The sequence below is a fragment of the Ezakiella peruensis genome (assembly GCF_900215725.1).
Lineage (GTDB): Bacteria > Bacillota > Clostridia > Tissierellales > Peptoniphilaceae > Ezakiella > Ezakiella peruensis.
Genome location: NZ_LT962469.1, coordinates 615,238 through 638,889 on the forward strand (window position 1 = coordinate 615,238; position 23,652 = coordinate 638,889).

At 33.2% G+C, this 23,652-nt stretch carries 19 protein-coding genes; all 19 read left to right on the plus strand.

From position 1 onward, the window contains the following. Positions 1-14: 14 nt before the first annotated feature. The gene (topA, locus tag CUU59_RS02915; RefSeq protein WP_245870538.1) at positions 15-2,078 is read left to right on the plus strand and encodes a type I DNA topoisomerase; all 2,064 of its coding nucleotides are present in this window, start codon (positions 15-17) and stop codon (positions 2,076-2,078) included. A gap of 85 nt (positions 2,079-2,163) precedes the next feature. Continuing rightward, positions 2,164-2,823, plus strand: a complete 660-nt coding sequence (locus tag CUU59_RS02920) for a response regulator transcription factor (RefSeq protein WP_099950512.1) — start codon at positions 2,164-2,166, stop codon at positions 2,821-2,823. Further along, complete coding sequence (locus CUU59_RS02925; RefSeq protein WP_099950513.1) at positions 2,808-3,839, plus strand: sensor histidine kinase; 1,032 nt, start codon at positions 2,808-2,810, stop codon at positions 3,837-3,839. Before CUU59_RS02920 ends, CUU59_RS02925 begins: the two co-directional genes overlap by 16 nt. Positions 3,840-4,359: 520 nt before the next feature. Next, positions 4,360-4,815 (plus strand): hypothetical protein, encoded by a 456-nt coding sequence (locus CUU59_RS02930; RefSeq protein ID WP_099950514.1) that lies wholly within the window; start codon positions 4,360-4,362, stop codon positions 4,813-4,815. Positions 4,816-5,155: 340 nt separating this feature from the next. Next, positions 5,156-5,932 (plus strand): 30S ribosomal protein S2, encoded by a 777-nt coding sequence (gene rpsB / locus CUU59_RS02935; protein WP_075573723.1) that lies wholly within the window; start codon positions 5,156-5,158, stop codon positions 5,930-5,932. A 28-nt stretch (positions 5,933-5,960) separates the two neighbouring features. After that, on the plus strand, positions 5,961-6,608 hold the full coding sequence (gene tsf, locus CUU59_RS02940) for a translation elongation factor Ts (protein ID WP_075573722.1): 648 nt from the start codon (positions 5,961-5,963) through the stop codon (positions 6,606-6,608). A gap of 11 nt (positions 6,609-6,619) precedes the next feature. Continuing rightward, entirely contained in the window at positions 6,620-7,336 is a 717-nt protein-coding gene (gene pyrH, locus CUU59_RS02945; protein WP_099950515.1) for a UMP kinase, read from the plus strand. Continuing rightward, positions 7,332-7,886, plus strand: a complete 555-nt coding sequence (gene frr / locus CUU59_RS02950; protein WP_211286987.1) for a ribosome recycling factor — start codon at positions 7,332-7,334, stop codon at positions 7,884-7,886. Before pyrH ends, frr begins: the two co-directional genes overlap by 5 nt. A gap of 205 nt (positions 7,887-8,091) precedes the next feature. Continuing rightward, positions 8,092-8,769, plus strand: a complete 678-nt coding sequence (uppS, locus tag CUU59_RS02955; RefSeq protein WP_099950517.1) for a polyprenyl diphosphate synthase — start codon at positions 8,092-8,094, stop codon at positions 8,767-8,769. Continuing rightward, the gene (locus tag CUU59_RS02960) at positions 8,769-9,545 is read left to right on the plus strand and encodes a phosphatidate cytidylyltransferase (RefSeq protein ID WP_099950518.1); all 777 of its coding nucleotides are present in this window, start codon (positions 8,769-8,771) and stop codon (positions 9,543-9,545) included. The genes uppS and CUU59_RS02960 overlap by 1 nt, the downstream gene beginning before the upstream one ends. Continuing rightward, positions 9,545-10,537, plus strand: a complete 993-nt coding sequence (locus tag CUU59_RS02965) for a M50 family metallopeptidase (RefSeq protein ID WP_099950519.1) — start codon at positions 9,545-9,547, stop codon at positions 10,535-10,537. The genes CUU59_RS02960 and CUU59_RS02965 overlap by 1 nt, the downstream gene beginning before the upstream one ends. Continuing rightward, the gene (ispG, locus tag CUU59_RS02970; protein WP_099950520.1) at positions 10,518-11,600 is read left to right on the plus strand and encodes a flavodoxin-dependent (E)-4-hydroxy-3-methylbut-2-enyl-diphosphate synthase; all 1,083 of its coding nucleotides are present in this window, start codon (positions 10,518-10,520) and stop codon (positions 11,598-11,600) included. Before CUU59_RS02965 ends, ispG begins: the two co-directional genes overlap by 20 nt. A gap of 1 nt (position 11,601) precedes the next feature. After that, complete coding sequence (locus tag CUU59_RS02975) at positions 11,602-15,645, plus strand: PolC-type DNA polymerase III (protein ID WP_169922835.1); 4,044 nt, start codon at positions 11,602-11,604, stop codon at positions 15,643-15,645. Positions 15,646-15,712: 67 nt separating this feature from the next. Next, a complete protein-coding gene (locus CUU59_RS02980; protein ID WP_099950522.1) occupies positions 15,713-16,798 on the plus strand; it encodes a phosphodiester glycosidase family protein in 1,086 nt (361 codons plus the stop codon). 78 nt (positions 16,799-16,876) lie between these two features. Further along, complete coding sequence (gene polA / locus CUU59_RS02985; RefSeq protein WP_099950523.1) at positions 16,877-19,456, plus strand: DNA polymerase I; 2,580 nt, start codon at positions 16,877-16,879, stop codon at positions 19,454-19,456. Further along, a complete protein-coding gene (locus CUU59_RS02990; RefSeq protein WP_099950524.1) occupies positions 19,446-20,027 on the plus strand; it encodes a dephospho-CoA kinase in 582 nt (193 codons plus the stop codon). The genes polA and CUU59_RS02990 overlap by 11 nt, the downstream gene beginning before the upstream one ends. Beyond that, positions 19,999-20,649 carry a lytic transglycosylase domain-containing protein gene (locus tag CUU59_RS02995; RefSeq protein ID WP_099950525.1) on the plus strand — a complete coding sequence of 217 codons (651 nt, stop codon included), beginning with the start codon at positions 19,999-20,001 and terminating at the stop codon, positions 20,647-20,649. Before CUU59_RS02990 ends, CUU59_RS02995 begins: the two co-directional genes overlap by 29 nt. Next, complete coding sequence (locus CUU59_RS03000) at positions 20,646-22,175, plus strand: ABC transporter substrate-binding protein (RefSeq protein ID WP_099950526.1); 1,530 nt, start codon at positions 20,646-20,648, stop codon at positions 22,173-22,175. The genes CUU59_RS02995 and CUU59_RS03000 overlap by 4 nt, the downstream gene beginning before the upstream one ends. A gap of 135 nt (positions 22,176-22,310) precedes the next feature. Continuing rightward, entirely contained in the window at positions 22,311-23,636 is a 1,326-nt protein-coding gene (gene rsxC, locus CUU59_RS03005) for an electron transport complex subunit RsxC (RefSeq protein WP_099950527.1), read from the plus strand. The last annotated feature ends 16 nt before the right edge of the window (positions 23,637-23,652 follow it).

A 23,652-nucleotide genomic window follows, 5' to 3' on the forward strand; every position in this document is an offset into this window, starting at 1 on the left:
AAGGAAGTTATATTTTGAATTTAATTATTGTAGAATCTCCTACTAAGGCTAGGACAATTTCAAGATTTTTAGGAAAAAATAACAAGGTCTTAGCCACCAAAGGACACGTAAGAGATTTACCAAAATCAAGACTGGGTGTTGACCTTGAAACTTTCGAACCCGAATATATAAATATTAGGGGCAAGGCACCTGTTATAAATGAAATAAAAAGCGCTGCCAAAAAGTCCGACAAAGTTTATATCGCAACAGATAATGATAGAGAAGGTGAGGCAATAGCCTGGCATGTTGCATACCTGTTGGGCCTTGAAGGCGAAAAAAATCGGATTGAGTTTAATGAAATAACCAAAAAATCAATTTTAAAAGCAATGGAAGACCCAAGGACCATAGATGAAAATTTAGTAGATTCTCAACAAGCTAGGAGAGTTTTGGACAGGGTTGTTGGTTACAATCTTTCACCAGTCCTTTGGAAAAAGGTAAAGGGAAAACTCAGTGCGGGTAGAGTTCAATCAGTTGCCCTCATGCTTATATGCGATAGAGAAGAAGAAATTAGAAATTTCAAGCCAGATGAATATTGGACTATAAAAGCTCTATTTAAAGACAAGGCTGATGAAATAATTTTTGATCTAAAGCAATTTAAAGACGGAAGTTCATATAAGAAAATTGAAATTCCAAATAAGAAAGCTAGCGACAAAATCATTGCAGATCTAAAGAAAAACGATTATATTGTAGTTGCTAACAAAGAAACAAAGAGATCAAAAAATCCTTTTCCTCCATATACCACATCCTTATTGCAGCAAGATGCCAATAGACGCTTAGGATTTAAATCATCTAGGACCATGCAAATTGCCCAAAGGCTATATGAAGGTAAAAAAGTTGGTGCAGGCTCAGAAGTTGGGCTTATCACTTATATGAGAACGGACTCTTACCGTCTAAGTGAAGAGGCAATTAGTGAGGCTGGTAAATTTATCAATAAAAATTTTGGTAAGGAATATTATTCTGGCCCAAAGCACTATCACAACAAAAAGAAGGGTACTCAAGATGCCCACGAAGCAATTAGGCCTACAGATGTAAATCGTACTCCTGAATCCATTAGGGAATATTTGTCTGCTGATGAATACAAGCTATATTCTTTGATTTGGAATAGATTTGTAAGCTCGCAGATGGCAAGTGCAAAGATTTTAAAGAAAACTATTGATCTAGAAAATGGAATTTATTTATTTAAGACAGAAGCAGAGGCCATTATATTTGATGGATATATGCGTGTAAATGGAATTGAGTCTGGCTTTAAAGAAGTTGATTTTAATAAATTTAAAATCGGTTCAAAGGTTAATCCTAATAAAATTATTCCAGAACAAAATTTCACCAAACCGCCTGCAAGATTTACAGAAGCAAGTTTGATAAAGACCCTTGAAGACGAAGGCATTGGTAGGCCGAGCACATACGCTCCTACAATTTCAACATTGGTAAATAGAGTTTATATAAAATTTGACAAGAAAACTATAGTCCCAACAGAATTAGGGGAGATAGTAAATGAAATTTTAAAAGAAAATTTCCCATCTGTTATCAATGTTAAGTTTACAGCAGAGATGGAAGAGGTCTTGGATGATGTTAGTGATGGAGACTTAGCTTGGCAAAAAGTCTTAAAAGATTTTTATAAGACATTCGAAAAAGATGTTGAAAAAGCAAATAAAAATATAGAAGAAGTCAAGATCGAAGACGAAGTCTCGGATGTAAAGTGCGACAAGTGTGGCCGCATGATGGTTTATAAATATAGCAAGTACGGCAAGTTCTTGGCTTGCCCAGGCTTTCCTGAGTGCAAAAACACAATGAGCATAGAAGAAAAGGTTGGAGTAAAGTGTCCTAAGTGTAAGGATGGAGAAATAGTCAAGAAAAAAAGCAAGTACGGAAGGGTTTTCTACGGTTGCAATAAATATCCAGAATGTGACTTTGCAACTTACGACTTGCCTATAAAAGAAAAATGTCCAGAGTGCGGAGGCTTGCTCACAGAAAAAAATTACTCCAAATACAAACAAATTAAATGCACAAATTGTGATTATACAGAAAAAAGAGAGAAATAATTTTAATGCAGCTCAAAAAGGCTGCATTTTTCTTTACTATTAATTGATTTTTCTTATGTTATAATATCTTTAAGGTGGTGGTGGGATGAGAATATTACTTATTGAAGACAACAGGTCATTGGTTGAAACACTGAAGGATTTATTGGTATCTAAAGGGTATGAAGTTGATTCTTATTATGATATAGATGATATTGAAGATTATATGATCCTTAATAAGTATAACTTAATAATTTTGGACTTAATGCTTGGTAAGAGGGATGGTTTAGATTTTTTAAAAACTATTCGTAATGATATAAATAGGCCGATTTTAATTTTAACAGCAAAATCTTCAAAAGATGACCAAATAAAAGGTTTGAATCTTGGAGCAGATGATTACATTACAAAACCCTTTGATGCAGATATTTTACTTGCAAGAATAAATACGCAATTAAGAAATCAAAATAAAGAAAAAGTTGTATTTAAGGAAACTGAATTTGATTTAAATATAGGGACCATTAGCAAGAAGGGCGAAATTTCTAGACTGACAAATTTTGAATTAGAAGTTTTAAAATTACTCTACACAAATAAAAACAAAATTTTATCAAAAGCACAGATGATTTCAATGTTGCCAACACAAAGTGAAGAGGTTACAGAGCGTACAATTGTGTCTCATATATATAATATTAGAAAAAAGATTTTGGAGATAAATGCAGATGATCCAATAGAAAATAAATGGGGAGTGGGATATAGATGGAAAGAAAGATAAGGCAGATAATATCTAGCTATATATTGGGTTATTTATTAAAAATATTCTTTACAACAATTATATCGTTAATAATCATTAATATATATCAAAAATATGGATTTAGACTTATCAATATTAAATTCAAAACCTCGATTGAGCTTACATTTGGAGTTTTTGTATTAGCATTTATATTTTTTTCTTATAAGTTTTATGAAAAAATAGATAGTCTTATAATGAAAGATTTAGGCAATATAATTAATGGCATAAACCATAATTATTTTAAAAATGATATGAACTCTGTAGAATTTAAAAAGATTCAAGATGCATTAATTGATAAAAATAAAAAAATTGTAGAAAAGGAAAATTTTGTTTACTCAAGCCTATCCTATATAAGCCATGATATGAAAACGCCAATTACTGTAATAAATACAAATGTGAATTTAATAAAAAATACAAAAATGCTTGAAGGAAAGAATATAGAAAGATTAAATAGGATAGAAGCTGAAGCAGATAAAGTATCGGATTATATAGAAAAATTAATGGATGTAAGTCAAAGTTTTTATGAAATAGAGGAAAGGGAAAAAATAAAAATTGTTGATTTGTTAGCAAATTTAAAAAAGAATGTAGAGATATATTCTGACTTAAGAGAAGAAGAGATTATTTTTGAGAGTAGTGTGGGTGAAGATTTTTATGTTTTAGCTAATATGAATAAGCTACAAAAATCCTTTGTTCATCTTCTAAACAATGCTTACGAGCATAGAAGAGAGTATATTAAAATAAAAACAAGTATTAAAGATGAAAAACTATTAATTGATGTAATAGATGATGGATTGGGATTTAATAAAGAATCGATAAACAGAGCAAAGGAAATATTTTATACAGATAATTATGGTAGGACTTCTGGAAAGGGTTATGGGATTGGACTCTATTATGTAGATTCCTATATGGAAAGTTTATCGGGTGAGTTAATTTTACAAAATAACAATGATGGCGGGGCATTGCAGAGAATGCGAATCCCATTTAGCAGGGGTGAATAATATGGAAAACATTTTATTTATAATAGTGCTTGCATTATTTATACTGATTGATTCATATAGAATACTTAGAGGTAGAATTGACTTTTATAATTTTTATAGGCCGCTATCGCTGGTTATAATTTACAGGTATATTTTGGATAATATAAGGATTCAAGCATTGTATGTTGCTTTAGTATACATGCTTATATGCTATCTGTTTATATTAAGAAGTTTAAATCGGAAAGATTATGAATGCTAATAATTTTTAACAGTTAAGAAACAAATATAAGTTATTGTATTCAATTATATAAGCTCAAAGAATAGGAATCTTTAAATAATTTTATGACTTAAGTTAGAATAAAAGTAATTTAAAAGAGAATCTTTACTTTTACTTGATTATATTGATATATAATAAACAAAATAGGAGCTAAAGAGCTAATAAAATTTTTATTAAAAATCAAAATACAAATAGGAGGTTAAAAAATAAAGTTATGATTATTGATAAAAATTATATAATAAAATATTAAAGGAGGAAGAAATAATGAAAAAATTAATATCAATATTATTGGTAGTATTTATTGCAACAAACTTCACAGTTTTAAGTGCTAAAAAAATGGAAAGTGTCGATACCGCAGAGACAAAATTAAATAATGAGTTAAAAGAGAAAATCCATAAAATAAATAATGCCAATAATGGGAATGTTAAAATAAGTGAATTTACTGATTATGAAATTGAATTACTGGGCGCAACAGCTGTATTAATTTTTGTTGCTGGTATTCTTGTGGGATATTTAGTAGATGGGGTTATTATTTATGAAACAGGACAATCAGCAGGGTACTGGGTATCTGAAGTAATACGATGGGTTTCTTCAGATAGCAGAATATCTAAAATATATGTAGATTCAAATGACGAAGTAATCAGAGCAGAGGATAACCAAAGATGTTATAAGAGCTCCTATAGTGGAAAGTGGCATTGCCAAGTAGGTCCAGTATGGTAAGAGATAATAACGAGAAAAAATATATTAAATATATATTTTTATTTGTAGCAGGTATTGTCGTTGGTATGATTTTAAGAACTGTACTCAAAATATAAATTTAATATAAAAGATAAAGGAAATTAATAAAAAATTAAAAATACTGCTAAAGATAAGACCATAATCTTTGGCAGTATTTTTATGTCTTTTTAATCACAATAAATCTACTAAATCGCTTGCTTTAATCCTATTTTTATGGTACAATACGTCTGTGATTACTCACGCACTTTGATGCAGGTACGGTTGCCTTTAAGGTCTCACTTGCAGAAGATGAGTGCGGAAGAATATAAACCGGAGGTGTAAAATGAGTGTAATTACTATGAAAGGCTTATTAGAAGCAGGTGTTCATTTCGGACACCAAACAAGAAGATGGAACCCAAAGATGGCAGAGTTCATCTTTACAGAAAGAAATGGAATCTACATTATCGACCTACAAAAAACTGTTAAGCAAATTGAAAAGGCTTACAAGTTTGTAAAAGAAGTTGTAGAAGATGGCGGCAAAGTTATGTTCGTAGGAACAAAGACTCAAGCCCAAGAAGCTATCGAATCAGAAGCTAAGAGATGCGAAATGCCATTTGTTAACCAAAGATGGTTAGGCGGCATGATGACAAACTATCAAACAATTAAAAAATCAATTGATAGGTTAGAAGAACTAGAACAAATGGAAGAAGATGGAACTTTTGAAGCTCTTCCTAAGAAAGAGGTTATCGAACTTCGTCACGAAATCGAAAGATTACAAAAATTCTTAGGCGGAATTAAGGATTTCCCAGGTCTACCACAATGCTTATTTGTAATTGACCCAAGCAAAGAATACATTGCTGTTAATGAAGCAAGAATTCTTGGAATTCCTGTAGTTGGTGTTGTAGATACAAACTGTGACCCAGATCAAGTTGACATCCCAATTCCTGCAAATGACGATGCTATCAGAAGCGTTAAACTTATTACAGAAACAATCGCTAATGCAGTTATCGAAGCTAAACAAGGTGAACAATATTCTGTTGAAGAAGATGACGCTGAAGAAGAAGTAGATCAAGATACAATGGAAGCTGAAATCAACAGCTCCAAAGAAGATCAAGAATAAATATTATTAAGAATAGGAGTGGTAAATTATGGAAATTACAGCAAGCATGGTTAAAGAACTAAGAGATAAAACTGGCGTAGGCATGATGGACTGCAGAAAAGCTCTTCAAGAAACAAATGGAGATGTTGAAAAAGCTATTGATTATTTAAGAGAAAAAGGACTTTCAAAAGCTGCTAAAAAAGCATCCAGAATTGCTGCTGAAGGTATTGTTGAAAGCTACATTCACGGCGGAAGAATCGGAGTTTTGGTTGAAGTAAATACTGAAACTGACTTCGTTGCAAAGAACGAAGACTTCAAAGCTTTTGTTAAAGACTTAGCAATGCAAGTTGCAGCAAGCAATCCTCAATATGTTTCAAGAGAAGAAGTTCCAGCTGAAGTTATTGAACACGAAAAAGAAGTTCTAAAACAACAAGCAGTTAATGAAGGAAAACCTGAAGAAATTGCTCACAAAATGGTTGAAGGCAGAATCAACAAATACTACACAGAAGTTTGCTTGCTAGAACAACCATTCATCAAAGATCCAGACAAGTCAGTTCAAGATCTCTTAAATGATTTGATTACAAAAATTGGAGAAAACATTAAAGTTAGACGCTTTACAAGATATGAAGTTGGTGAAGGACTAGAAAAAAGAGAAGAAAACTTCGCTGATGAAGTTGCAAAGCAAATGAACGTTTAATAGGAGCTTTTATGTCAACGAAGAATAGAGTAGTATTAAAACTATCTGGCGAATCAATGGCTGGAGGAAAAGGTACTGGAATTGATATGGATTTTGTTTATGAATTAGCAAAATCTATCAAAGAAGGTAAGACAGCGGACAATGAAATTGCAATTGTTGTTGGTGGAGGCAATTTTTGGAGGGGCAGAGATGCCAAGATTATTGAAAGGGCAACCTCAGATTATATGGGTATGCTTGGAACAGTAATGAATGCTTTGGCGCTTCAATCTTCTCTGGAAAAAATTGGTGTAGAAACCAGAGTTCAAACCTCTATACAAATGCAAGAAGTCGCAGAGCCTTATATTATGAGAAGGGCTATTCGTCATTTAGAAAAAGGAAGAGTAGTTATCTTCGCAGCTGGTACTGGTAATCCGTACTTCTCGACTGATACTACTGCTGCTTTGAGAGCTGCTGAAATTGGCGCCTCATCAATACTTGTTGCAAAAAAAGGTGTTGATGGTGTTTATTCAGCTGATCCAAAGATTGACCCCAATGCTACTAAATTTGATAATTTGACATACTCCGATATTTTAAGATTAAACTTAAAAATATTAGATTCCACTGCTACAAGCCTATGTATGGATAACAACATTCCTTTGCTTGTCTTTGGAATTGACGAAACAGAAAATATAACTAGAGCTTTAAAAGGCGAAAAAATTGGAACTATCATAAGGAGGAACAATGATTAACGAAATTTTCAAAGATGCTGAAGACAGAATGTCAAAATCAGTATCTGTTTATAAAGAAGATCTTGCAGCAATTAGAGCTGGAAGAGCAAATCCTGCTTTGTTAGATAGAATTGATGTTGATTACTATGGTGTAATGACTCCAATTAAACAACTTTCAAATATATCTGCTCCAGAACCAAGGCTGATTGTAATTCAACCTTTCGATGCAAATGTTATCCCTGAAATTGAAAAGGCAATATTGGCATCTGATTTGGGACTAAACCCTGCTAATGATGGAAAGGTTGTTAGACTTGCAATCCCACAACTCACTGAGGAAAGACGTAAAGACTTAACAAAGCTTGTAGGAAAGTCAAGTGAAGAAGCTAAGGTTAATATTAGAAATATTCGTCGTGACCTGATTGATGGAATTAAAAAACTCGAAAAAGATAAAGAAATCACAGAAGACGATAGAAAGAGATCAGAAACTGAAGCTCAAGAGCTAACAGATAAATTTATTGAAAGTATTGATAAGCTTACAAAAGAAAAAGAAGCTGAACTGATGGAAATTTAATTTTCATGTCAAAGCACTTTGCTTTATGCAAGGTGCTTTTTTTGTGGGTATTTTATTTTAATTTTTCTTAATAATAAACTTAAATTAAATTCACAATTCATTAAGTCTTTGTTATCATGAGTTTTTGAATACTTCTACAGAATAAAGTGAATTTTGTATTTTTTTATTTTATATGATATTCTATATCTATTAAAGAGGTGATATTTTGCACATAGCAATAATTATGGATGGCAATGGTAGGTGGGCTACAAAACGTGGTTTGCCAAGAGCCTTTGGCCATAGAAAAGGAATGCAAAAGGTAATCGAATCCATAGAGTGGGCTGATGAAAATGATATTAAATACTTAACCCTCTATGCTTTTTCAACAGAGAACTGGAAGAGGCCACAAAATGAAGTTTCTTTTTTGATGAACCTTTTGATTGAATATATAGATAAGGAGCTTAGAACTCTTCACGAAAAGAATGCCAAGGTAAATATTTTTGGAAGTTTAAAAGAGCTTCCAGAAAAGTGTCGCGAGAAACTTGAGTATGCTGTTGATTTGACAAAAAATAATACTGGCCTAGTAGTAAACTTTGCAATAAATTATTCTGCCTGGCAAGATGTAGTTTTTGCCACACAAAAGATTGTAGAGTCAGGTATTTGTGCAGAAAAAGTTGATGAAGATTTGATTAGGAAAAATTTATTTACCGCTGGAATGCCTGATCCAGATTTTATTTTAAGGACTGGAGGAGAACTGCGTCTATCTAATTTCATGTTGATGCAAGCGGCTTATTCAGAATTTATTTTTAGGGACTTGTATTGGCCAGATATTACATGGGATGATTTGGACGACTGCCTTGAAGAATTTAATCATAGGAAGAGAAACTTTGGAGGACTTAAGTAATGAGCACATTTAAAACTAGGTTGATTACATCGATTGGAATAGCGATTTTTTATATAGGTATGTATTTACTAGGGAGTACTGTTGCAACAATAGCAACTAGTCTTATTATATTGGGCATTATCTATGAGCTTGATAAGTGCTTTAAAACAAAGGACATAAGGCCTTATAGTATTTTTTTGATGGGAATAGTGATCTTTAGATCAATAAATTCATTCCTGCTTTTTAAATACAGCTATATTCATATAGATAATATTTTAATCATAGCCATGCTGATTTATTTTATTTTTGATGATAGTCAAAATAAGCTTATGAATGTATGTGCAAGTGCCTTTATCTATGTATATATTCTCATTTTGGGCAGAACTTTCTATACTTATCAAGTATTTAATTCTGACAGATTTTTGTTAATTATAGCGATTACAACTGGCGCCGATGTCTTTGCCTACCTTGGCGGCAGCCTGCTTGGCAAACATAAACTCATGCCAAAAATCAGTCCTAAAAAGACAATTGAAGGTGCAGTTTTCGGCCTATTGGGTGGTATTGGACTTGGGTTACTTGCAGGTTCATTAGTATTAAACTTATCTGTTAATTTTAAAAGCATTTTAGTTTTATTGTTTGCATCAATTATGGCTGAATTTGGAGACTTATTCGCTTCATCTGTAAAAAGGGCCTTGGGAGTTAAGGACTTTAGTAATCTTCTACCAGGCCACGGAGGACTTTTGGATAGGTTTGATAGCATTTTATTTGTGGCATTTGCATTGGAGTTATTTTTATAATGAAATTTATCTACGCATTTTTAATTTTACTTGGCGTAATTACCATCCATGAGTTTGGGCATTTTATTGCAGCCAGAATTGTCGGAGTAAGGGTCAAGGAGTTTTCTATAGGAATTGGACCAAAATTATATCAAAAGCAGGGAGTGGAAACTTTATTTAGCATAAGAGCTCTGCCACTTGGTGGCTATTGCAGATTTGACGATGAGGGGGACGAAGAGAACCTTGGATTTTCTTATAAATCTTCTGACAAAGTTGATTATGAGGATGCATCAAATGGCAAAAAGCTAATTATTTTAATAAGTGGTATTCTTATGAATATGTTTACTGCTTTATTAATTTTATTTTTGATGTTTTCTTTTTATGGATATCCTTCAACCTATGTTGAAAAAATTGTCCCAGGATCTGTGGCAGAGGAAGTGGGAATCCAAGAAGGGGACCATATTGTAAAGATTGACGATATAAAAGTTAATACGGCAAGTGAACTGATGGCAACAGAAGTTTATAAAAATAAAAAATATACTCTGACTGTGATTAGGAGTGGGGAAGAGCTTTTAATCCCAATAGACTCTAAGGATGGCAAGATTGGAGTTTATTTTGCAGTGAGAAAAAATCCTGGAATTGCCATTAAACAGAGTTTTACTACAGCGGGCATGTTTATAAGTGAAATTTTTAAGGCTCTCAAAGAGATTTTTGTCGGCAAGGCTGATAATTTGATGGGCATAGTCGGTTTTGTTGCCACAGTTGGCACAATGCAAGGGGTTAATTTAAACGTAATACTGATGATTATAGTCAATATCTCTATATCCTTAGCAGTATTTAATATACTTCCTATTGCGCCGCTCGACGGTGGACAGATTTTAATTGTATTAATTGAGAGCATAATCGGTAGAGAGCTTAGTGACAAAGCCAAAACTATTATTATGAGTATTGGCATTGTTTTTATACTTTATATTTTTATAAGGAGTTTAATGAATGACTTTTCAAGATTTTAGCGAATACAAGAGAAGGCCTACTAAAAAAATTAAAGTTGGTCATTTATTTGTAGGGGGAGACGCTCCTATAAGCGTTCAAACTATGACTAATACTATAACATCTGATATTGATGCTACTGTTAAGCAAATTTTAGAATGTGAAAGCTATGGTTTGGACTTGGTTAGGGCTGCTATTAACACAAAAGAGGATGCTCTTGCCATTAAAAAAATTAAAGAAAAGATTAATGTACCCTTTATTGCAGATATTCAGTACGATTATCAGCTTGCCATGTGGGCCGCTGAAAATGGGGCTGATTGCATTAGGATAAATCCAGGCAACATGAAAGATAAAGAGGGTTTAAAATCTTTAGTTAGCTTGCTAAATGAAATGGATATTCCTATTAGAATTGGGGTTAATTCTGGATCTATTGACACAAAAATAATAGATAAATTTGGTGGAGTTAATGCAGAAAGCCTTGTTGAAAGTGCTTTTTCTGAGGTTAAGACCCTAGAAGACTTAAACTTTACAAATATTAAAGTTTCCATTAAATCATCGGATATATATGTGGCTGTTGCAGCCTATGAAAATTTTTCAAAAGCCATGGATTATCCACTTCATTTGGGGATAACAGAAGCTGGCCCATACGAAGAGGGAATGGTAAAGTCAGCTATAGGCATGGGAATATTACTACACGAAGGTATTGGCGACACTATTAGAGTTAGTTTGACAGACGATCCATATAAAGAGGTTATAGCTGGTCAAAATATTTTAAAATCTCTAAATTTAAATGCCAAGGGGATTAATCTTATATCATGCCCAACTTGCGCAAGAACAAATGGACAGATGATTGAGATGGTTAAAGAATTTAAAGATCAAATGCCAAATATTAATGGCAAATTAAATGTTGCCATTATGGGTTGCAGCGTAAATGGCCCTGGAGAGGCCAGGGAGGCTGACATAGGAATTGCTCTTATGAAAAACAAGGTAAATCTTTTTAAGAAAGGAAAAATTATTAGGACACTTGACAAGGATATGGCTGTTAGTGAGTTGATAGATGAGATAAAAATTATGGATGGTGAGTAAATTGGATAATTCGATTTTAGAACTGATATTAAGTGCTGATGATATTGAACATTTTAACAGCTTGAACTTTAAAGTTGAAAGGGTTGATTTAGACACAAAAACCAATTCCATAAAGGTCAGCTCTTGTTCTAATCAAAACATTAATCAAATTGATTTGGATTTTATCAAGAAGGCCTTTGAAAAATACTTGTCTTCTCTGGAAGTTATAGTCAACAACAAAATTATAAAAACTGATGCTGAAGAGGAAAAAGATGCTGACGCTCAGAACTTGCTTGACAATGCCGAAAGTTTAGTAGATGAATATAAATTTGATAATGATGTAGAAAAAGAGGACTTAGCTTTTACAAATAAAGTTTTAACTGAAGAAGTGGATCCACCAAAAGAAAATAAAAAAAGTGAAAAGAAAAAGAGTTTTTATAAATTCTCAAAAAAAGATCTTAAGAATATTATAAAAATAAAAGACCTTACTCAAGACGATGTATTTCCAACTGTAGAAGGAGAAATTTTCGATTTAAGCTTTAGAGACACCAGGCGTGAAGACCTAAAGATTCTTGGTTTTTATGTATATGACGAGACGGAATCTCTAATGGTTAGGGCTTTTATAAATTCAGATAAATTGGACGATGTTAAAAACGATTTGTATGATGGTCAATATATAAGATTAAATGGTGATTACGCTTACAACAATTTTGATAAAGCCATGGCTCTTACCATGCGCAATTATGAGATTGTAAAGAAGGAAACTCGTCAAGACAATGCAGATGTCAAGAGAGTGGAAATTCATGCCCATACAAAGATGAGTACCTTGGCTGGATCAATTGATGCAGGTGACTTGGTCAAGCAATTAAAGGCATGGGGACATAGGGGTTTTTGTCTTACGGATTTATCTAACGTTCAAAGCTATCCTGACGTAATGGATGCTTCTGATGAAAATTTTAAAATTGTATATGGTATTGAAGGCGTTTTAATTGATGATAATGAAAGGCTTATAATTGATTATAAAGATGGCTTCAAAGACTTTGTTGTTTTTGATATTGAATCTACTGGTCTTAATCCCTATAGTGACGATGTAATTGAAATTGGTGCTGTAAAGATTAGAAATGGAGAAATTGTTGATAGGTATAACCAACTAATAAATCCAGGCAGGCCTATATCAGCTTTTACAACTCAATTAACTAGCATTACTAACGAAGACTTAGCTGACAAACCAAGTTTTGAAGAAATAAAAGATGACTTTTATGATTTCATCAAGGGGACGATTTTGGTTGCCCACAATGCTGAGTTCGATATTGGTTTCATGAAAAGAAAATACAGCCAATATGGAATTTATTTAGATAATCCATATGCCGATACACTTAAAATAAGTAGATATACTTTAACGGACTTAAAGAGACACAAGCTTGATATTGTCGCTGAAAGACTTGGGGTAAGTCTACAGAACCATCATAGGGCTGTAGATGACGCTAATGCTACAGCAGAAATTTTTATAGCTCTTGTAAATATTTTAATTAGGCAGGGAGATATAAGTGATTATTATGGCCTAAAGGATATTAAATATATTAATGAGTTTTCTAGTTTTAATGCCCTTATCTATGCAAAAAACTATACAGGTTTGACAAATCTCTATCACTTGGTTTCAGATTCTCATACGGATAGCTTTATGCATGGTCCAAAGATTATGCTAAGTGATTTGGAAAAATTTCAAGAAGGTTTAATTGTTGGTGCAGAGGCAATAAAAGGTGATATATTTAATAAAATTCAATCAGGATTTTTAAAAGAAGATCTGAAAGATATGATTAGCAAATATGATTTTGTTGAAATTCAACCTTTTGATAACTACTCAGGCCTTTTGATGTCTAACAGATATAATTCAGTTGATGATTTAACATCTATTTTAAAAGAATATATTGGAACTGCTGATTTCTATAATAAAAAAATAATTGCAGGCGGAAATGTATTTGAGATGGTTCCAAGCGATGTAATTATTAGAAGAATTCTAGCTAAAGGTCGCGGAGATTTCAGAGGAGAAAATGATCCACCTATGTTCTTGAAGACAACTGATGAAATGCTAGCTGGCTTTAATTTTATATCCGACAGGGCTTACGAATTTGCAGTTGAAAATACAAATGAACTTTTGTATGCTTGCGAGCAGTTAAGGCCAATTCCTAAGGAAAAGTTTCCACCTATAGTCGAGGGCTCAGATGTGGAATTAAGAGAATCTTGTCTCAAAAAAGCCAGGTCTATATATGGGGATGACTTACCTGAGATAGTTGAGAAGAGGCTTGATAAGGAACTAAATTCTATTATTTCAAACGGTTATGCAGTAATGTATATTATTGCAGAGAGACTCGTAAAAAAATCGGAAGCTGATGGATATATAGTTGGTTCTCGTGGAAGTGTTGGATCAAGCTTTGCTGCGACTATGAGTGGTATTACAGAAGTTAATCCACTGCCACCACATTATGTGTGCACCAAGTGTAAGTACAGCGAGTTTGATGAGAGCGGTAAGTATAACGTAGGCGTGGATATGCCAAATAAAAATTGCCCACATTGCGGGATTGAAATGAAAAAAGATGGCTACAATATTCCTTTTGAAACTTTCCTTGGATTTAATGGTGATAAGGAACCTGATATCGACCTTAACTTTGCTGGTGAATACCAACCAAGGGCCCACGCTTATGTAGAAGAATTATTTGGCCACAATTATGTCTTTAGGGCTGGGACTATTGGTACTATTCAATTTAAAGTTGGCTATGGATACGTCAAGAATTATTTCGAAGAGAAAGGCGAATATATATCCGATGCTGAAGTGTATAGATTAGTTAACAAGATGATTGGTATAAAGAGAACAACAGGTCAACATCCAGGTGGTATTATGATTGTTCCAAAGAATAAGGATATCCATGATTTTTCACCTATTCAATATCCAGCAGATGATATTAATTCAGGCGTATTTACAACCCACTTTGCTTATAAGGCAATTCACTCAAATATATTAAAGCTAGATATACTTGGTCACGATGGTCCTACAATGATTAGAATGCTAGAAGATATGACTGGCGTAAGCCATAAAACCATAAAGTTTGATGATCCAGAAATTTTATCCATGTTTTCATCAACCAAGCCTTTGAAGCTAGATCCAATTACTCTAGAATGTAGCACAAGTACTCTTGCTATTCCAGAATTCGGCACGGACTTCGTTGTAAGTATGCTTGATGATACAAATCCTAAAAACTTTGCTGACCTTGTCAGGATTTCAGGTCTATCACATGGAACAGATGTTTATTTAAACAATGCTAAGGATTTGATTGAACAAGGAGTATGTGAACTTAAGGATGTTATCGCAACCAGAGAAGATATTATGACTTATCTTTTACATGCTGGTATGGAAAATGATTTTTCCTTCTTTACTATGGAGAAAGTCAGAAAGGGAAAACCATTAACTGAAGATGATGAAGCCAGGATGAGAGAGCACGGTTTACCTGAATGGTATATAGATTCATGTAATAAAATTAAATACATGTTCCCAAAAGCCCACGCTGTTGCTTATGTAATGTTAAGTTACAGGCTTGCTTGGTACAAGCTTCATTATCCTGAAGCCTTTTATGCAACCTTCTTTACAACTAAAAAAATTGATTTTGACTACTCAGCAATTACAGGTGGTTTAGAAAAAATAAATGAAAAGATAAAGATGATAAAATCGCTTGAAAGACCTACACAAAAAGAAATAAACGACTTGAAGTTATTAATTGTTGCAAGAGAAATGTATCTTAGAGGTATAACTTGCAAGCCAGCTGATATTTATAAGTCAGAGCCTTTTAAATTTTTAAAAGCAAATGCAGCAATAATTCCTCCTTTAACTGTAATTCCAAACTTGGGAGACGGGGTTGCAGAAAGTATAGTCGAAGAGAGAAAAAAATCTAAATTTTTAAGTCTGGATGACTTGATGAAGAGGACGAGATTAAACAAGACAAGCGTCGCGTATATGAAAGATCATGGAATATTAGAAGGCATGCAAGATACAAATCAAATATCCATGTTTTAAACTTGATATAAAGAAATATCTATGTTATTATTAATTTAGTAATATAGATATTTTTTTAGGAGGAATTATGAAAAAGCTTCTTTGTATTATTTTATCTTTAATAATGCTTACAAGCATTTCTTTAGCTGGAGCGCCAACTTATGAATCTAAAACCGTTAGTGGTGTAAGAGCTAATGTTGTAAAAGTAAAGTTAGAAGAGGGCGTTAAGCTTAGGGTTGCCAAAAACAATGATAAATTAATTGGTGCTGAGTCTTTTCAATCGATGGTAAATAATTATGGAGCCAAGGCAGCTATTAATGCTAACTATTTTGATGCATATAAAACTCTGGAGCCAATGGCAACGATTATAAAAGGCAAGCAAGTTATCCACATGGTGGGAAATACTGCAAGCCTTATGGTATATGATGATTACAAGGTTCATTTTGATACTCTCACACTCTCTTACAAGGGATCTCTTGATGGTAAAACTAAAAATGAGTGGAACAATAATACCCAGACTATGGATTTTAATACTTTTAGCGTTTGGTATGTAAATCAAAATCCTAATGACCAATCTGGTGTTTATATTTTTACAAAATACAGAAACAAAGATATAGTTTTAAATGGAGGTTGGATAGTTGAGGTCGTCAATAATGTTGTCGGCAAAACTTATTCGCCAGCAGGAAAGATTACGATTCCAGAAAATGGCTATGTGATTTATTATGGACCCCAAGCTGCAGATAAAAATTATGTTGACCAAAGATTTAAACCAGGCAGAACTGTTGGTTTAGAACTAGTGGACCAAACTGGCAGCTCAACCTTTAAAGCAGGGGATAAGGATATAAAATATTCGGATGTTTCCAATATGATTGCTGCAGGACCAATGGTTGTAAAGAATGGTAAAAATGTAGCAGCAGAAAATAAAAAAGCTTTTAAAGAAGCAAAGATAAATACAAATTCAGCTCAGCGGTCTGCAATAGGGGTTACTGCAAATAATGAACTTGTTATGGTAACATGTGTTGCAAATATGGAAAAGCTTGCTCAAGTTATGATAGCATTGGGTTGTACAGACGCTATGAACTTAGATGGAGGAGCATCGAGTGCCCTTTTTGTAAATGGAAAATTTGTAAAGCCTGCAGGAAGAAATTTAAATACAATATTTATGGTTCAATAAAGTTTAGCATGCACTAGGCATGCTTTTTTTGTGTAGAAATGTTTATTTTTATATGTTATAATTAATCTAGGTGATAAAATGAATAATTTTTTAGTAATAGATGGATCGTCATTGGTTAACAGAGCTTTTTATGCCTTGCCACCTTTAACGAATAAAAAAGGCATACAGACAAATGCTATATATGGATTTATAAGAATGTACAAGAGGTTGGCTGAAGAATACAAACCAGAGCTTGTTGCTATTTTATTTGACCCAAAGGGACCAACCTTTAGGCACAAAATGTATGATGGTTATAAGTCTACCAGAAAGAAATTTCCACCAGAATTAAGTTATCAAATTTCAATTTTAAAAAATCTTTTGGATGAAATGGGAATTAGAACTTATGAAGTTCAAGGTTATGAAGCAGATGACTTGGCAGGAAGTTTATCAAAAAAATATTCTGATGACTACAATGTCATTTTAGTAACTGGCGATAGGGATTACTTACAACTTGTGGATGACAATGTAAAAGTTATTTATACAAAGAGAGGCATATCCGAAACAGTTGACTATGACAGGCAAATGATTATGGACGACTACGGACTTATACCAGAACAGCTTATTGATTTAAAGGCTCTCATGGGGGATAAGTCTGATGATATTCCTGGAATAGATGGGATTGGTGAAGTTACAGCCAAAAAGCTACTCCATGAATATAAAACTCTTGATGGTGTTTATGAAAATATCGACAAGATGAAGAAAAACAAAACTACAGAAAGAATTGCAAATGGCAAGGAAGCGGCCTACCTTTCAAAAGAACTTGGTAGAATAAAGTGCGATGTTGAGGTTGAAGGTAAAGATTATTTCAAACTTAGAGATCCTAATACTGAAAGAGTTAATGAAATTTTTTCTGACCTTGAATTCCAAGATTTTACGAGCGGAGAAAGTAAGGATGACAAGATTGAAGTCGAGTATAAACTAGTCGATTCTTTTAAAGATATTAAATTTGCTTCAAAGACTCTTGCTATAAAACAATTTTTTAGAAACTCTTACCACAATGAAGAGCCTTTAGCTTATGGTGTTTATGATGGAGAAAGAGCTTATATTTCTGAGTCAGTTAATGATTTCTATGAAATTTTTGATGAAAAATATGAGCTTATAGGCGGAAATATCAAAGAGGACCTATACCATTTAATTAAGAATGGTATTAATAAAAATGTCTTTATATTTGATGTTGTTGTGGGTGATTATCTTGTAGATCCTACTTCAAATGGAGAAACTATTTCTGCTGTTTATAGTAGATATTTTTCATCAGCTAAAAACTATGAAGATCTATTTTCTAAAAACAAGAAAACCAAAACAGAAGACTTTGATAAGGATAAACTCTTTAATTCATATGCTGTAGGCCTAGCGCAAATTTATAAGCTCTATCCTGTTTTAAAAGACAAGATAGAATCTATGGATATGACTGATCTATTAAATGATATTGAGCTTCCACTAACCCATGTACTTGCAAATATGGAGTACGATGGAGTAGAGGTTAAAAAATTTATCCTTGAAGATTTGGGCAAGCAATTTCAAGCGGATTTAGACCATATGGAAGAGAAGATATTTGAACTGGCTGGAGAAGAATTCAATATTAATTCTCCTAAGCAGCTGGGCGAAATTTTATTTAACAAGCTTGATCTACCTGTTATAAAGAAAACAAAAACAGGATTTTCCACAGACCAAGAAGTCTTGGAAAAATTAAGTGACAAACACCCTCTTCCAAAGCTAATTCTTGAATATAGGCAGGATAGTAAATTAAAGAGCACATATGTAGATGGTATTGTCGATATAATTGATGAAGATGGGAGGCTTAGGTCTACATTTAACCAAGTAAAAACAGCAACAGGTAGAATTTCCTCAACAGAACCTAACTTACAAAATATTCCTACAAGGACTGAAAAGGGGAGAATGCTAAGGAAGGCTTTTGTTGCAAAAGATGGCCACCAACTCCTTGACCTTGACTATTCACAAATTGAACTTAGGGTTTTGGCTGCGGTTAGCCAGGAAGAAAAAATGATTGAAGGCTTCCATGGTGATTTGGATATTCACAGGAAGACTGCAAGTGAAGTTTTTGACATTCCCTATGATGAAGTAACAGATATGGAACGCTATCATGCCAAGGCTGTTAACTTTGGTATTGTTTACGGCATTAGTGACTATGGATTAAGTCGTAATCTGGATATTAGCAGAGATTCAGCTAAGGAATACATCGATAACTATTGGAAACAATTTCCTAATGTAAAAAAATATATGGACGATGTAGTTGAGGGCGCTAAAAAAGATGGTTATGTTACGACCTTGTTTAATCGCAGAAGGCCTATTCCTGAATTAAATAGCAAAAATTTTAACATTCGTAGTTTTGGTGAAAGAATTGCTCTTAATACTCCAATACAAGGGACAGCTGCAGATATAATTAAAATTGCTATGGTAAAAGTTTTTGATTATTTAAGGGAAAATAAAATGAAATCAAAACTTATTTTAACCATCCACGACGAATTGATTTTAGAAGCGGCTGATGATGAAGTGGATAAGCTTTCAAAAGATGTCAAGCATATTATGGAAACGGTAACTGATATGGGTGTTGATTTAAAAGTTGATTATAGCATTGCAAAGGATTGGTATGAAGCCTAAAAAAATCGTAATAACAGGTAAAATTGGATCTGGAAAAAGTAGTTTTATCAACATCTTAAAAGATAAAGGTCAATTTGAATTAAGATCTGCGGATGATGATGCTAAGGAAATAATCTCAAATAATATTAATGAAATACAGGAAATTACAAATAGAATTTGCGGCGAAGGCATAAACTACAGGGAAGTTTTTTTCAAAAATAAAGAACTAAAAAGAGAAATCGAGGATCTCGTCTATCATAAGCTTTATAATTTTTATGCCAGTATCGAGTCCGACAAAGATATATTTTTTGAAATACCGCTTTATTTTGAATCTATAGAAATAGCGAATAAATGTGGCTTTATACCTGATGAAGTAATTTATATTAATGTTAACAAGGACATCAGATATAAGCGTCTTAAAGATAGCAGGAAGATGACGGACCAAGATATTATTGACAGGGACAAATACTTTGTTTCAGATGAATTTGCAAGAGAAAATGCTCATACTATAATTGATAACAACGAAAGTCTAGAAAGATTTCAAGAAAGGATAATAGAATATCTTGATAAAAAATATAAAATTCTTAATTAAACTAATGCTTACGCTGGCAGTTTTATATGTTGGCGTAAACTTTTATTTATCATACAATTACCCAATAAAATATGAAAAGGTAGCTGATCAAGTTTGTGCAGAAGTTGGAGTGGACAAATCATTGGTCCTAGCAATTATAAAAACAGAAAGCGGATTTGATCCAAATGCAGTCTCAAAGAAAAATGCCCTTGGACTCATGCAGGTAATACCTGAAACAATCCAATACACATCACAAAAGTATGGGATTGAAGTCGGCATAAATGATATTTTTACTCCAGAAAAAAATATGGAGATTGGGGCCTATTATCTAAAGAATTTAATTGAAAGGTTTGGCAGTACTGACAGGGCAATCCTTGCTTATAATGCTGGACCAAGTGTGGTTAAAAGATGGGTTGACGAAGGCCTTGAAGATGTAAATGACGATACTTATTCTTGGGTGCCTTATGAGGAGACTAGGAATTATATAAAAAGAGTGAAGAAAGCAAGGAAGGGATATGAATTTTTAATTAGCAAGGACTATAGGGTTCCACAGACTATGCAAGAATATTTTATGAAGCTGACTAAGGCAGAAGATGGCATAGTTCCAGCTATAAAAAAATTTATTAAGGGGTTTGTAAAATGAAAAGGATAAATATATTTATACTTTGCATATTGATGTTATTTTTATCTTCTTGCACCGAGAAAGAGGTCTCTGTTGAGGATGAAAAGCTGAATTATTTACTTGCAGAGACAGGGGAGATAAGTATTCCACTGACACCTTTTGAATCATTGGATCCTCTTACAACTGAAAATATGTCCTACTTTTATATGTCTAGTTTAATTTTTGAAGGGCTATTTACTTTGGATGATAATTTAAGGCCACAAACTCTACTTGCTAGTTCATATAATTTGGATGATAACAAGATGACCATTAGCATCAAAGATGGCATAACTTTTCATGATGGATCAGCCTTGACAGTAAAAGATGTCCTATATTCTCTAGACCATCTCAGAAACACTATGAAAGGGCCCTATTATAATCTTGTAGTCAATAATATTTCTAGAGAATTTCCTTTGACTGGGAAAATAATTGATAATACAACCATTGAGATAAGTTACAATGGAGTAGGACCATTTTTAAAGGAGTATTTGATTTTTCCAATAGTAAAAGAGGGAACTCTAAGTAAAAAAATCCCTTTGGGAACCGGACCATACATGGTTGATACTTATGAAAATAAAAAAGAAATAATTTTGACTGCATACGAAAACTATCATGATGAAATGCCAAGTATTTCTAGGATTAGAGGTGTTTATCATGATGACAAAGATTTGATTTACACGTCACTTGAAACTGGTAGGATTCATGTATCTACATCATGGGGACAAAACTTTTATAGGTTTTTTAACAATGAACATTTTAATGCTCAAACTTATCCTTCCAATGAAATGTATTTTTTATTTTTAAATCCTGAGGGAGAATTAGCCAAGGCAAATTACAGGGAGGCAATTAAGAGTTCTATTGATAAGGAAAGAATTATTAAAATTGCCTTAGATGATCAAGGAATTAAAACAACAGGATTTATTAATCCTAACAGTTATTTTTGCAGGGTAGGCCAGGATCTTACCAATGTTGAAAAAGCAAAAGAACTACTCGCTGGTGATAAGCCAACTCTGAAATTTTACTTTTATTGGAAAAATGAATACCAGCTTAAAATTGCAACTCTAATTGCTGAATCTCTATACAATTTGGGGATAAAAGTTGAATTTGTTGGAAATTCTGATGAGGACTTTAATACTTATTTAGAAAATTTAAAAACGGGTGATTATGATATTGCCTTGTCATCAATGGCTGTAAATATAATTCCAGATTATAGTTATAATTTAAATTCAGGTATATTCCCTTATCAATCAGAAACTATCAGTAAATTGAATGAAGATATCAAATCTACGCACAACGAATCAGATTTAATCTTAGTTACCAACAGCATAGATGAGACTATTAACAGAGAGAATATATTTATTCCCCTTGTTTATAAGATGAATGCCCTTATATATTCAAATGCTATAGTGGGTGATATAAAACCAAATATTATTTTCCCTTATAAGTCACTCTACACTGCATATTTTACAACTAAAGAAAATGAAACTATTGATGAAGACGCAAACTAAATCGTAGTTTGCGTTTTTTGGTGATTCAAATCACAAATTTAACAAAATTTTACACAAGCCCTATAAATGCCGTTTTTTCCTTGAATTTGACCAGGTCTTATGCTATAATTTTTATGAAAGGCGAAGGTGATAAATATGAATTTAAAACATCTTACCTTCAAGGGCGGTATACATATACCAGAGTTTAAAGAACTTTCCGAGCACGCTCCAATTGAAAAGGCAAAAGCTGTTGCTGAAGTGATAATTCCACTTACACAACACGTTGGTGCTCCTTGTGAGCCAACAGTAAAAGTTGGTGACGAGGTAAAGATTGGTACGGTTATTGGAGATGTGGAAGCGTCATTGTACGCACCTGTTCACTCCAGCGTATCGGGGGTTGTTAAAAAAATTGAAAAAAGATTTACCCTTGATGGTTCTAGTGCAACTTGTGTTACTATTGAAAACAACTTCAAAGATGAATTTGAATTTCAAGAATGTGACAAAAAAATTGAAGATTTTTCTATTGATGAAATAATCGAAGCTGTCAAAAAAGCTGGTGTAATCGGTATGGGTGGGGCAGCATTTCCCGCACATAACAAACTTTCCGGCGCACTTAAGGGCATCGACTCTATCATTTTAAATGGGGCAGAATGTGAGCCATATTTAACTTGTGACCATAGGATGATGCTTGAATGGGGCGACAAAATTATTGAAGGCTTAAAGATTATTATGAAGGTTACTAACGCAAGCAACGGTTACATAGGGATAGAAGATAATAAAAAAGATGCTATAGAGTCTTTAGAAGCTAAATTAAGCTCTTCGGCAAATCTTCATGTAGCTGATTTAATTACAAAGTTTCCTCAAGGTGACTCATACAGAATGGTTGACTCTATTTTAAATCGTAAAGTTCCTCTAGGCGGAAGAACAGGCAATGTAAACACATTGGTAACCAACGTTGGTACTTCTGCAGCTATTGCAGATGCTGTTTTAAGAGGAATTCCTTCTTATGAAAGAGTTGTAACAGTAACTGGTGATGGCATAAAGACTCCAAAGAATATTTTGGCTAGAGTTGGAACTAAAATTTCTGCTTTAATAGAAATGGCAGGAGGCTTTAATGGTAATCCAAAAGCTATCGTAGCTGGCGGACCAATGACAGGATTCTCACAATTTGATGTGTCTACTCCAATTCAAAAAAATACATCAGGTCTTCTTGTACTTGCAGAAAATGATGCTGCAAAATATGAGATGAGCCCATGTATTAGATGTGGTAAATGTATTCACGGATGTCCTGTACATTTAATGCCTTTAAATATTGCTGCTCTTGCACTTCATAACAGGTTTGAAGATACAGCAAAATATAATGCTCAGGCATGTATAGCATGCGGTTCATGCTCTTACATTTGCCCAGCACATAGACCACTTACAGAAATGGTTGTTGCAGCAAAACGCGAACTAAGAGCTGCATCAAGAAAGGCTAGATAGGAGGTAGTTATGACTG

Excerpts from the sequence above, each read along its gene's own strand:
- CUU59_RS02920 (WP_099950512.1), top strand. The coding sequence starts at position 2,164 with ATGAGAATATTACTTATTGAAGACAACAGGTCATTGGTTGAAACACTG.
- CUU59_RS02925 (WP_099950513.1), top strand. The coding sequence starts at position 2,808 with ATGGAAAGAAAGATAAGGCAGATAATATCTAGCTATATATTGGGTTAT.
- CUU59_RS02930 (WP_099950514.1), top strand. The coding sequence starts at position 4,360 with ATGAAAAAATTAATATCAATATTATTGGTAGTATTTATTGCAACAAAC.
- rpsB (WP_075573723.1), top strand. The coding sequence starts at position 5,156 with ATGAGTGTAATTACTATGAAAGGCTTATTAGAAGCAGGTGTTCATTTC.
- tsf (WP_075573722.1), top strand. The coding sequence starts at position 5,961 with ATGGAAATTACAGCAAGCATGGTTAAAGAACTAAGAGATAAAACTGGC.
- pyrH (WP_099950515.1), top strand. The coding sequence starts at position 6,620 with ATGTCAACGAAGAATAGAGTAGTATTAAAACTATCTGGCGAATCAATG.
- CUU59_RS02960 (WP_099950518.1), top strand. The coding sequence starts at position 8,769 with ATGAGCACATTTAAAACTAGGTTGATTACATCGATTGGAATAGCGATT.
- CUU59_RS02965 (WP_099950519.1), top strand. The coding sequence starts at position 9,545 with ATGAAATTTATCTACGCATTTTTAATTTTACTTGGCGTAATTACCATC.
- ispG (WP_099950520.1), top strand. The coding sequence starts at position 10,518 with ATGACTTTTCAAGATTTTAGCGAATACAAGAGAAGGCCTACTAAAAAA.
- CUU59_RS02980 (WP_099950522.1), top strand. The coding sequence starts at position 15,713 with ATGAAAAAGCTTCTTTGTATTATTTTATCTTTAATAATGCTTACAAGC.
- polA (WP_099950523.1), top strand. The coding sequence starts at position 16,877 with ATGAATAATTTTTTAGTAATAGATGGATCGTCATTGGTTAACAGAGCT.
- CUU59_RS02990 (WP_099950524.1), top strand. The coding sequence starts at position 19,446 with ATGAAGCCTAAAAAAATCGTAATAACAGGTAAAATTGGATCTGGAAAA.
- CUU59_RS03000 (WP_099950526.1), top strand. The coding sequence starts at position 20,646 with ATGAAAAGGATAAATATATTTATACTTTGCATATTGATGTTATTTTTA.
- rsxC (WP_099950527.1), top strand. The coding sequence starts at position 22,311 with ATGAATTTAAAACATCTTACCTTCAAGGGCGGTATACATATACCAGAG.